Source organism: Fundidesulfovibrio soli, assembly GCF_022808695.1.
GTDB classification, from domain to species: Bacteria; Desulfobacterota; Desulfovibrionia; order Desulfovibrionales; family Desulfovibrionaceae; genus Fundidesulfovibrio; species Fundidesulfovibrio soli.
The window spans coordinates 1-11,199 of sequence record NZ_JAKZKW010000004.1 but is presented as its reverse complement, the minus strand read 5'-3'; the positions used below and the strand labels follow the sequence as shown (position 1 = coordinate 11,199).

8 protein-coding genes are annotated in these 11,199 nt (G+C 70.4%); 6 read left to right on the top strand and 2 right to left on the bottom strand.

Translation table 11 applies throughout. The features are described from left to right. Positions 1–42: 42 nt before the first annotated feature. Positions 43–1,482, bottom strand: coding sequence for an aminotransferase-like domain-containing protein (locus tag MLE18_RS06250; protein ID WP_243368366.1), 1,440 nt, complete (start codon positions 1,480–1,482; stop codon positions 43–45). Positions 1,483–1,588: 106 nt separating this feature from the next. Here MLE18_RS06250 and MLE18_RS06245 point away from each other — a divergent pair, with 106 nt between their 5' ends. The 6 genes from MLE18_RS06245 (at position 1,589) to MLE18_RS06220 (ending at position 9,780) form a co-directional block, all read left to right on the top strand. After that, positions 1,589–1,954, top strand: coding sequence for a hypothetical protein (locus MLE18_RS06245; RefSeq protein WP_243368364.1), 366 nt, complete (start codon positions 1,589–1,591; stop codon positions 1,952–1,954). A 63-nt stretch (positions 1,955–2,017) separates the two neighbouring features. Continuing rightward, on the top strand, positions 2,018–3,052 hold the full coding sequence (locus MLE18_RS06240) for a GGDEF domain-containing protein (RefSeq protein ID WP_243368362.1): 1,035 nt from the start codon (positions 2,018–2,020) through the stop codon (positions 3,050–3,052). 59 nt (positions 3,053–3,111) lie between these two features. Further along, the gene (locus MLE18_RS06235) at positions 3,112–6,069 is read left to right on the top strand and encodes an FAD-dependent oxidoreductase (protein ID WP_243368360.1); all 2,958 of its coding nucleotides are present in this window, start codon (positions 3,112–3,114) and stop codon (positions 6,067–6,069) included. Between the two features lie 24 nt (positions 6,070–6,093). Continuing rightward, entirely contained in the window at positions 6,094–7,194 is a 1,101-nt protein-coding gene (locus tag MLE18_RS06230; protein ID WP_243368358.1) for an alpha/beta hydrolase, read from the top strand. Positions 7,195–7,258: 64 nt separating this feature from the next. Continuing rightward, positions 7,259–9,139 carry an ATP-dependent zinc metalloprotease FtsH gene (gene ftsH, locus MLE18_RS06225; protein ID WP_243368356.1) on the top strand — a complete coding sequence of 627 codons (1,881 nt, stop codon included), beginning with the start codon at positions 7,259–7,261 and terminating at the stop codon, positions 9,137–9,139. Continuing rightward, positions 9,136–9,780 carry a VTT domain-containing protein gene (locus tag MLE18_RS06220; protein ID WP_243368354.1) on the top strand — a complete coding sequence of 215 codons (645 nt, stop codon included), beginning with the start codon at positions 9,136–9,138 and terminating at the stop codon, positions 9,778–9,780. The genes ftsH and MLE18_RS06220 overlap by 4 nt, the downstream gene beginning before the upstream one ends. Here the strand turns inward: MLE18_RS06220 and MLE18_RS06215 are convergent. Continuing rightward, a complete protein-coding gene (locus MLE18_RS06215) occupies positions 9,764–10,999 on the bottom strand; it encodes an MFS transporter (RefSeq protein ID WP_243368352.1) in 1,236 nt (411 codons plus the stop codon). The genes MLE18_RS06220 and MLE18_RS06215 overlap by 17 nt on opposite strands. Positions 11,000–11,199: the final 200 nt, after the last annotated feature.

Genomic DNA, 11,199 nt, shown 5'->3' with positions numbered 1-11,199 from the left:
GGCGCGGCAACGCCGGGCCGGTCTATACGTGCGGCCATGAACTCAGGCGATCATATCCTTTGCCAGGGATCCGAGCAGGGCCACGGCCGCCTCCACGCGGGCGGCGTCGGGGATGCAGTAGCTGATGCGCAGGCAGTCCCCGAAGCGGTCCTGGGAGGAGAAGATTGCCCCCGGGGCCACGGTGATGCCGTGCTCCAGGGCCCTGTTCATGAAGGCCACGGTGTCCACCTGGCCGGGCAGCTCCAGCCACATCACGGAGCCGCCCTGCGGCCGCGTGGCGCGGGTCCCCTGGGGGAAGTGGCGGCCCACCAGGGCGTACATGGCCTCCATATGGGCCTTCACCGCCGGACGCAAGCGCTTGAGATGGCGGTGGTAGTGCCCGGAGCGCAGGTATTCTGCCACGGCCATCTGGGTGGGCGTGGCGGTGGAGACGTTGATGGTGGCCTTGATCTCCAGCGCCTTGTTCATGAAGCGCCCGGGCAGCAGCCAGCCCACGCGGTAGCCAGGCGAGATGGTCTTGGAGAAGGAGGAGCAGTGCAGCACCATCCCCTCCCGGTCGAAGGCCTTGCAACACTTGGGGCGCTCGGGGCCGAAGTGCATGTCGCCGTAGACGTCGTCCTCGATGAGCGGCACGCCCCGCGCCGCCAGCAGGGAGACCACCTCGGCCTTGGCCTCCTCGGGCATGAGCGCGCCGTCGGGATTGTTGAAATTGGGCGTGAGCACGCAGGCGGCCACCCGGAAGCGGTCCACGGCCTGGGCGATGTCGGCAGGGCGCACGCCCCCGTCCGGGCGGGAGGGCACCTCCACCACGCGCAGGCCCATGTTCTCCAGCATGTGCAGGAAGCAGTAGTAGCTGGGCGTGGCGATGACCACCGTGTCCCCGGCGCGGGCCACGCAGCGCAGCGCGATGTGCAGGGCCTCCATGGCCCCGGCCGTGATCATGGTGTCGGCCACGCCGCACTCGGCCCCGGCCTCCATCATGCGCAGGGCGATCTGGCGGCGCAGGGGCTCGTGGCCCTCCACCGAGCCGTAGAAGCCCACGCGCTCGCCCTCGTCGCGCAGCACCTGGCCCAGGATGCGGTTGAGCTGGTTCAGGGGCAGCAGGGTCTCGGCGGTGCGGGCCACGCCCAGGGGCAGGGTGTCGCGGCGGGACATGTTGGCGAGCACCGTGCGGATGAGCTCCGCGCGGTTGAGCGGCGCGGGCGGGGCGGACGGGTCCGGGCCGGAGCTCACGCCCGTATCGGGGATGGGCAGGCTGGACTTTGCGCCCCGGATGAAGAAGCCGGACTTGGGCCTGGCCTCCAGCACGCCCTCGCTCTCCAGCCGGGCGTAGGCCTGGGAGGCGGTGGAGAGGCTCACGCGCATGGCCGAGGCCAGGCGGCGCAGGGAGGGGGCCTTGTCCCCGGGGCCAAGCGCCCCGGAGGCGATCATCTCCAGCAGGCTTACGCGCACGGTCTCGTAGAGGTAGGCGTCGGAGTTCATGGCCTCGTCCCGGGCGAACTGTATTGGTTGAAATCGACGTATTCTGTGTCTGTACTGGTAACAGATTCTATGGCGTAAGCAAAGCGTCAAAAGCAAGGAGGACACCATGGCGAAGGACACCACACCCATGCAATGGCCCCAGGAGCAGGCGGGCCTGCTCGACGACCTCTGGGCGGCCCTGGCCGGGACCGCGCCCGTGAGGAGGATGCTCGGGTTCTTGAGGGGCGGCCGGAGGGCCGCCCGGCCCGCCGGAGGGATGCGCATGGCCCTGGCCGAAGGGCAGAGCGCCATGCTTACCGGCGGAGCGAAACTCAGGGTGGACTGCCTGCAGGGCCGGGCCCTGGTGGCATGTCCCGCCAGGAGTTCCGGCGAGGTGCTCGAACCCGGCGAATGGCTGTGCATGGAGGCGGGCGGCGGCGTGAGCGTCACGGCCCTGGACTCGCCGGCGGAGTTGAGCTTCGGCTGGCGCTGACGGCGGCGGAAGGATCGGCCAAACCCCTTGGCAACAGGGGGAAAACTCGGCTAGTAGTGTCCCATGCAGTCCAAGAGTTTCAACGGGTCCAAAACCCGCAAGCCCTGCTTCGAGGGCACCTGCGAGGCGATGGACCGTCTGGGCATCCCGCGCGACTCCAAATGGCGGGCCCTGATCCTGTTCATGCGCTCAATCCGCGACTACGACATCTATTCTGACGACCAGAAGCGCAAGATGCAGGAGCTGGTGGTGGACGTCCTCAAGAAGGGCGACCTCACCGAAGAACGCTTCATGACCGCCTCCCAGCGCTGCGAGGAGATCCTCGCGGCCAAATGGCGGGAGAAGCTGGAGCGCTCCCTGGCGGACATGGCCTCCGCCATCGCCCACTCCAAGGAGATGATCCTCAAGCGCAAGGGCGACCTGCAACTGCTGGAGGTATCCACCCTCACCCAGGTGAGCAGCGGCAACAACCTCGACGAGATGCTCGAATCCATTCGCGGCGGCTTCCAGGACGTCATCCGCTACATGGAGCAGGACGCCAAGGACCTGGAGCGCCTGAGCCGAACCGACGCGCTCACCGGCCTCGCCAACCGCCGCGCCTTCGAGGAGGAGCTGTCCCAGGCCGTGGAGCGGGCCAGAAAGGGCGGCGCCACGCTGTGCGTGCTCATGGCCGACGTGGACCATTTCAAGAAGTTCAACGACGAATACGGCCACATCATCGGCGACCAGGCCCTCTCGGCAGTGGCCTCGGTCATCCGTGAATGCCAGCGCCAACTTGAGGAGGAGGGCACCACGGTCTTCGCCTCGCGTTTCGGCGGCGAGGAATTCACCGTGATCTGCGAGACAAAGGACTCCAGCGGGGAGGAATCCCTGCTCCTGGCGGAGATGATCCGCAAGCGCGTGGAGGCCTACAACTTCGTCATCCGCAACCTCGACGGCGGCATCATGCACACGGGCGTGAAGCTGACCATCAGCCTGGGCGTGGCCTGCCTCAATCCCGCCTGGAAGGACTCCCTGCCCCTGCGCCTGCTCAACGCCGCCGACGAGGCCCTCTACCAGGCCAAGCAGACGGGGCGGAACAGGGTGGTGGCCCGGTAGGGGCATTGCCTGAAAGACCGCCAGCGGGTACACCCACGCAAACACCGTGGGGGGTCTTCATGCCCGCTTCCAGAGTTCTCTGCGCATCCGGCGATACACCGCTCCTGAGTTGGAAAGAGGCCCGCAAGGGCCAGACCTGGCAGGATTCGCTCCTGCCCTCCGCCTGGACCCTGGACCCGAGCGACGCCCTGCTGCGCCTGCGCGCCTCGGGCCTGCGCGACTCCAGACAGCCCTGCCTCCCGGTCTACCTGGCCTGGGCCGCCCAGAACGCAGGCTCCGGCCTGCTGGTGGTGGACGCCTCCGAAGCCTTCGCGGGCGACCAGCTCCCCCTGCACCTGCTCCAGAATTTCTCTTTCGCCCTGGTCGAGGGCCTGGTCACCGCAAGCGCCCTGCTCGGGCGGACCAAGGCGGTGCTGCTGGTGTCTCCCGGCCGCGAGGCCATGGGCCTGGCCCTCGAGGAGTGGCTGGCCAACTCCAGGAGCATGGACGCGGCCGTGCCCGCCATCTCGGTGGAGGTGCGCCCCCACACCCGCGAGCCCGAACGGCCCCCCCTGGCCGTGAACCCCGGGGAGCTGCGCCTCTCCCTGGAGACATGGTGCCGCCTGCCCCTGGCCTTCGAGGCCGCCGAGAACTTCAGGCAGGCCCGGTGCCTGTTCGCCGGTGGAGCCTTCCGGGAGCTTGCTTTGGGTGCGGACGTGCGCGCGCTGCTGGACGGCGGCAAGGGCGGGTCCGATGGGGCTCTCGTGCTGGACGGCGGCCTGGGCGGATTCGCCGCCCCGGGCCAGCCCCTGCGCCTGGACCCCGAACTGCTGCGCGCCCAGGGGCTCGACCCCGGCCTGGACTCCGTGGACGTGCTCGCCCCCGGGCAGTGCCCGGTGGACATCACGCGCCAGGCCCTCTACGCCCACTGGCGGCAGGCCGCCGTGCGCGACGGGCATCCCCGGCGGGGCCTGCTGGCCCGCGCCGCGCGTCTGGCCACTGAGCTGGCCCTGGGCCGCGGCGACAGGGAGCAGCTGGCCGACCTGAACCTCTCGGCCGGTCTCCTTGAAGAGGCCGGACTGTCGGCTGCGGGCACGCTGGCCACCTCCCTGAAGGTCTTCGCCGGGGAGTGGCTGGAGCACGCCGGAGGCGAGTGCGCCACCGGGGCCTGCCGCCGCCGCAGGGTGGCCCCCTGCCAGGAGCGCTGCCCCGCGGGCATCGACATCCCCAATTTCCTCTCCCTCACCGGGCGCGGGGAGCACGGCGCGGCCGTCTCCATCATGGTGCAGGACAACCCCCTCCCCTACGCCTGCGGCCTGGTCTGCCCAGCCCCATGCGAGAAGGTCTGCCTGCGCGGCAAGGTGGACAAGCCCATCCACATCCGGGCCATGAAGGCCGTGTCCGCCAAGGCGGCCATGGCGCAGTCCGGCGGCTATCCCCCGGTGTGCAGCCCCCGCCCGGCCTCGGGCAAGAAGGTCGCCGTGATCGGGGGCGGCCCCGCGGGCCTGGCCTGCGCCTCATACCTGGCGCGTCTGGGCCACGGTGCGGCCATATTCGAGGCCATGCCCGCCCTGGGCGGCATGATGCGCTACGGCATCCCCGAATACCGGCTGCCCAAGGCCATCCTGGACAGCGAGATCGCCACCGTGACCGGCCTCGGGGTGGAGGTGACCACCGGCAAGGCCCTCGGGCGCGACTTCACCCTGGACGACCTGGCCGCCCAGGGCTTCGACGCGGCCTTCCTGGGCCTCGGGGCCTGGTCCAGCCGGGCGCTGGGGCTGGAGGGCGAGGCCCTGCTGACGGGCGTGGTCTCGGGCACGCAGTTCCTGGTGGAGCTGGGCCTGGGGCATAAGCCATCCGTGGGCGAACGGGTGATCGTGGTGGGCGGCGGCAACACCGCCATGGACTGCGCGCGCACGGCCGTGCGCCTGGGCGCGAAGGAAGTCCGCGTGGTGTACCGGCGCTCCCGCACGGAGATGCCCGCCGCCGCCGAGGAGGTGGAGGAGGCCGAGCACGAGGGCGTGCACTTCACCTTCCTGGCCGCGCCCACACGCCTGGTTGGCAAGGGCGGGCGGCTCACCGGCATGGAGGTGGTGACCATGGCCCTGGGCGAGCCCGACGCCTCCGGGCGGCGCAGGCCCGAGCCCAAGCCCGGCTCGGAGCGGGTCATCGCCTGCGACATGATCATCTCGGCCATCGGCCAATTCTGCGACGAGTCCTTCACCAAGGGCGCGGACGGCACCCTGGGCGAGGTCTGCCTGACCAAGTGGCGCACCATCCAGATCAACCCGGCCACCATGGCCACGGACCGCTCCGGCGTGTTCGCCGGCGGCGACGCGGCCCAGGGCCCGGCCACCGTGGTGGAGGCCATCCGCGACGGCAAGCGCGCGGCCTACGCCATCGACGCCCACCTGCGCGGCCAGAGCTTCGATCCCGCCCAGGTGGAGCCGCGCCCCCGCTGGGAGCGCGAGCTGCTCTGCTCGCCCCACGGCTGCGGCTGGAGCGAGCACGCCCGGCCCGAGATCCCCATGGTTCCCGTGTCGGGGCGCAGCCTGAACTTCGACCAGGTGGAGCTGGGCCTGAGCCAGGAGATGGCCGAGAACGAGGCCCGGCGCTGCCTGCGCTGCGACGTGTGCATCGGCTGCGGCCTGTGCCAGCTGGTGTGCTCCGAGGCGGGGGGCGACGCCCTGCGCTTCAAGGAGGTCGACGGCCGCCTGGTGTTCGAGGATTTCGACCGCCCCACCGACAAATGCGTGGGCTGCGGCGCGTGCACGCGCATCTGCCCCACCGGGGCCATGCGCCTGGTGCTGGAGAAGGGGGAGACGTCCATCTCCTTCACCGGGCACGCCATCAGCGAGCTGCCCACGCCCACCTGCCCCGAGTGCGGCAAGCCGCTCCCGGCGGAACAGTACCTGGAGCAGCTGCGCCAGCGCATGGGCGACAAGCTGGCCTCCTCGGCGGGCATGGAGCAGCAGCTCTGCCCAGAGTGCTCCCACAAGCGCAGGGGCATGAGCTTCGTGCGGAACATGCTGCGCTGAACCGGAAAAGCGTGAGGTAGAACCATGGCGCGCCCGACCAAGGCAGGCACGCCGCGCCCGGGCGCGGCCAGGCTCCTCTGGGCGTTGGCCTGCGCCCTGTTGGCGGCCGCGCTGCCCGGGTGCGCCAAGCGCCCCTCGGCCCGGCCCGAGTCCATGCCGCCGGCCGTGCTCCTGCCGGCTGCCCAGGCCGGGATCACGGACGGCCGCGCGCGCTTCCGCGAGATATTGACGGCGGTACTGGCCGCGCGGGGCGGCCCGGCCCAGGGGGAAGCCCCCCTGTGGCGGCTGGCCGGGGAGGGCGGCCCCACGGGCCTGCCGGTGAACCTCGAGCTTTCGCGCGCCGGGCTCACCGTGGTCATGGTGCCGGGCCTGATGGCCGAATGCGTGGCCGACGTGGCCCCCCTGTTCGGCGACGCCCTGGCGGGCCTCGAAGCCCAGGGCTACCGCACGGCGGCCATCCGCACCGAGGGCCGCTCCGGCTGCGAGCGCAACGCCGGGATCATCCGCGACGCGCTCCTGGCCCTGCCCGAGGGCACGCGGGCCATCCTGCTGGCCCACTCCAAGGGAGTCCCCGACAGCCTGACCGCCCTGGCCGCCCACCCCGAGCTGGCCGGGCGCGTGGCGGCGCTGGTGAGCGTCTCGGGCGCGGTGAACGGCTCGCCCCTGGCCGAAGTCATGCCGGATCTGCTGGTGCGCCTGGCGGAGACGCTGCCCTTCTCAGGCTGTGCGCCCGGCCCGCCCGGCGAGGCCCTGGCCAGCCTGCGCCCGGACGTGCGCCTGGCCTGGCTGGCGCGGCACCCCTTGCCGGCCGGAGTGCGCTTCTACAGCCTGCCCGCCTTCGCCGCGAGGGAGAACACTTCCGCCGCGCTGCGCCCGTTCTTCGACATCCTCGCCGCCACGGACCCCTTGAACGACGGCCTCATGGCCTGCCGGGACGCAATCATCCCCGGCTCCACCCTGCTGGGCTACCCCGACGCCGACCACCTGGCCGTGGCCATGCCCTTCGACAAGTCCCGCAACCCGCTGTGGCGCACGGCTTTCAACCGCAACGCCTACCCCCGGGCGGCCCTGGCCGAGGCCGTGGCCCGCTTCGTGGAGGAAGACATCACCCGCAACGCGCCTTGACCCGGCCGCCCGCCGCGCGTATCTGATCGACTAGCCAGGAAATTTTTCACGCAAGCGGGCACCCATGGAACAAAAGCACCACTTCACCATCTGGTACGTCATCGCGGCCTTCTGGGCCCTCATCATCGTGCAGGACTACTACGTCCGGTCCTATGGCCCCAAGACCATGGACTATTCCGAGTTCCTCAAGGAGCTCAAGAACGGCAACATCGTCGAGGTGGCCATCGGCCAGGGCTCCATCCAGGGAAAGATGAAGGTCGTAACCGACGGCCAGCCCACTGAGCAGCGCTTCGTGGCCCTGCGCGTGGACCCCGAACTTTCCGACGAGCTCTCCAAGTACAATGTGACCTTCCGGGGCCAGGTCGAGTCCACCTTCCTGCGCGACATCCTGAGCTGGGTGCTGCCCGCGGTGATCTTCTTCGCCATATGGATGTTCGTCATGCGCCGCTTCAACCCCGGCGACCAGCTGCTGGGCGTGGGGCGCAGCAAGGCCAAGATCGTGGCCGAGTCGGACCTGACCACCACCTTCGCCGACGTGGCCGGGTGCGACGAGGCCAAGGAGGAGCTCAAAGAGATCGTGGACTTCCTCACCGAGCCCGGGCGCTTCCAGAACCTGGGCGGGCGCATGCCCAAGGGCGTGCTCCTGGTGGGGCCGCCGGGCACGGGCAAGACCCTGCTGGCCCGCGCCGTGGCTGGCGAGGCCCACGTGCCGTTCTTCTCCATCTCCGGCTCGGAGTTCGTGGAGCTGTTCGTGGGCATGGGCGCCTCCCGCGTGCGCGAACTGTTCACTCAGGCGCGCGAGAAGGCCCCCTGCATCATCTTCATCGACGAGCTGGACGCCATCGGCAAGGCGCGCGGCGTGGGCGGCTTCGGCGGGCACGACGAGCGCGAGCAGACGCTCAACCAGCTCCTGGTGGAGATGGACGGCTTCGACCCTCGCGTGGGCGTGGTGATCATGTCCGCCACCAACCGCCCCGAAACCCTGGACCCGGCCCTGCTGCGCGCCGGGCGCTTCGACCGCCAGGTGCTGGTGGACAAGCCCGACCTCAAGGGCCGCCTGGAGATTCTTGAGGTCCACGCCCGCAACGTGAAGCTGGCCCCGTCGGTTGACCTCAAGGTGCTGGCCCAGAAGACCCCCGGCTTCTCCGGGGCGGACCTGGCCAACATCATCAACGAGGGCGCGCTGCTTGCCGCCCGGCGCCGCAAGGACGCCGTGGACATGGAGGACCTCTCCGAGGCCGTGGACCGCGTGATCGCCGGGCTGGAGAAGAAGAACCGGGTCATCAACCCCAAGGAAAAGAAGATCGTGGCCTACCACGAGACCGGGCACGCCTTGGTGGCCGCCTTCACCCCCGGCACGGACCCGGTGAGCAAGATATCCATCATCCCGCGCGGCCTGGGGGCCCTGGGCTACACCCAGCAGCTCCCCACGGAGGACCGCTACCTCATGACCCGCCAGGAACTGCTGGGGCGCATCGACGTGCTGCTGGGCGGGCGCGTGGCCGAGGAGAAGATCTTCGACGAGATCTCCACCGGCGCCCACAACGACCTGCAGCGCGCCACGGATATCGCGCGGGCCATGGTGGCCGAGTACGGCATGGGCAAGACCCTGGGCCTCTCCACCTACCCCCGGGGCGCGAGGCCAATGTTCCTGAGCCCGGAGCAGGCGCCCCTTGTAGGCAAGGAGTACAGCGAGGCCACGGCGGCCAGCCTGGATGCGGAGGTCAAGGCCCTGCTCGACGAGGCCAAGGGCCGCGTGCGCACCCTGCTGGACGCCCACGGCAAGGACCTGGAGACCGTGGCCCAGGAGCTTCTGAAGCTGGAGGTCATCGACGCGGAGCGCTTCGGCGAGCTCATCGGCAAGCCCATGCACGCCGCCCCGAAGGCTTCCGCCGGTGAGGAGACGACCGACGCCGAGCCCCGGCGGGAGGGCTCCGCCGAGTGAGCCCCGCCGACATCTGGGAAACGCTCATGCATCTGGACGGGCACCTGCTGGCCCTGTCCCGCGATTACGGGGCCTGGGCCTACGGGCTCATGTTCCTGGTGCTCTTCGCGGAGACGGGGCTGGTGGTGGCCACGGCCCTGCCCTCGGACACGGTGCTCTTCGCCGTGGGGGCGCTGGCGGCCCGGGGCGCGGCCTTCGACGTGTGGTGGACGCTCGTGCTCATGGGGCTGGCCGCCTTCCTGGGGGACAGCCTCAACTTCGCCATCGGGCGGCTCCTGGGCAGGCGCTGGCTGGCCGGGCACCGCATCCCCTTCGTCTCGGACGAGGCCCTGGCCCAGGCCCACGACTACTACGAGCGCCACGGCGGCGTGACCATCATCGCGGCGCGCTTCGTGCCGGTGCTGCGCTCGCTGGCGCCCCTGGCGGGCGGCATGGTGGGCATGGGCTGGCGGGAGTTCCTGTACTACAACGCCGTGGGCAAGCTCATCTGGACCCCGCTCTACCTGTTCGGGGGCTACTTCTTCGGCCAGATCCCCTGGGTGCGGGACAACTTCTCCGTGGCCATCTTCTTCGCCCTGGGCGCTCCGCTCATGGGCGTGGTGGCGCGGATGCTCTACGTGAGCGTCAAGAAAGGTCTTTGACCGGCCCCGCCTTGCAGGCGGCGCGACCCACCGCACGGCCAGGACCCAGGGCCCCGGCCAGGCAGCAGGCCCCCAGAATCCCCACCGTCACGGGCGCGCCCAGCCATTGGGCCAGCCCGCCCGCCAGCAGCGCCCCGAAGGGCGCCATGCCCATGTAGAGCATGGTGTAGAGCGACATCACCCGGCCGCGCATGTCGTCGGGAGCGCAGAGCTGGAGCATGGTGTTGCAGCTGGCCATGAGCGCCATGAACCCGAACCCCGTGGGCACGATGCACACGGCGGCCAGCCAGAGCGAGGGCGCGTTGGCGAAGAGCACCAGGGCCGCGCCCATGAGCAGCCCGCCCCTGAAGGCCAGCCGCCCGAACCCTGCGGCCTTTCCCCGCCCGGCCATGAACAGCGCGCCCAGCAGGCTCCCCGCCCCGGACGCCGCCGTGAGCAGGCCCAGGCCCTCCGGCCCGTGACCGAACACGTCCCCCGCGAAGACAGGCAGCAGGATCAGATTGGAGGAGCCCACCAGGCTCACGATGCTGATGAGCGCCAGGATGGCGCGGATCAGGGGCGTCTTCCAGGCGAAGGCCAGCCCCTGGGCCAGGTGCTCGCGCACCCCGGCCGGGGCGGGCTTGGGCGGGGCGTGCTCCAGGCGCATGGCCGCGAGCCCCGCGATCACCGCCAGGAAGCTGACCGCGTTGACAGCGAAACAGGCCCCTTCGCCCACCCAGCCCAGCACCGCGCCAGCCGCCAACGGGCCGAGCACGCGCGCCAGGTGGAAAATGGAGGAGTTGAGCGCGATGGCGTTGTGCAGGTCCTCCTTGCCGACCATCTCCACCACGAAAGAGTGGCGCGTGGGTAGTTCCACGGCGTTGACCACGCCCAGGCAGGCCGCGAAGGCCACCACCTGCCAGACCTGCACCTGTTCGGAGAACGTGAGCCAGCTGAGCGCCGCTGCCTGGAGCATAGCCAGGGCCTGGGCCGCGATGAGCAGGTTGCGCTTGGGCAGCCTGTCGGCCAGCACCCCGCCGAATAGCCCCAGGACCAGCACCGGGATCAGGGAGGCGAAGCCCACCATGCCCAGCGCCATGCTGGAGCCCGTCAGGCGGTAGACCAGCCATCCCTGGGCCGTGCTCTGCATCCAGGTGCCCGTGAGGGAGACCAGCTGACCGCTGAAATAGAGGCGGTAGTTGCGGTGGCGGAAGGATCGGAACAGGTCTGAACGGCTCACGGTGGGAAGGTAGGCCCGGCGGGCTGGGGCGTCAAGGCGGGTGGAAGGGGAGCGGGGGAGAGTGGATGAAGAGCGCCTCCGGCGGCCAGGGGGATGATCCCCCTGGACCCCGCAACAGGATGCCGGGGAATGTTTGGATTGTCGTCTGGGGAGGAGGCCCCCGCCCGGGGCGCGCACCCGATATATTTGAAGAATATCGG

Excerpts from the sequence above, each read along its gene's own strand:
- MLE18_RS06250 (WP_243368366.1), bottom strand. The coding sequence starts at position 1,482 with ATGAACTCCGACGCCTACCTCTACGAGACCGTGCGCGTAAGCCTGCTG.
- MLE18_RS06245 (WP_243368364.1), top strand. The coding sequence starts at position 1,589 with ATGGCGAAGGACACCACACCCATGCAATGGCCCCAGGAGCAGGCGGGC.
- MLE18_RS06240 (WP_243368362.1), top strand. The coding sequence starts at position 2,018 with ATGCAGTCCAAGAGTTTCAACGGGTCCAAAACCCGCAAGCCCTGCTTC.
- MLE18_RS06235 (WP_243368360.1), top strand. The coding sequence starts at position 3,112 with ATGCCCGCTTCCAGAGTTCTCTGCGCATCCGGCGATACACCGCTCCTG.
- MLE18_RS06230 (WP_243368358.1), top strand. The coding sequence starts at position 6,094 with ATGGCGCGCCCGACCAAGGCAGGCACGCCGCGCCCGGGCGCGGCCAGG.
- ftsH (WP_243368356.1), top strand. The coding sequence starts at position 7,259 with ATGGAACAAAAGCACCACTTCACCATCTGGTACGTCATCGCGGCCTTC.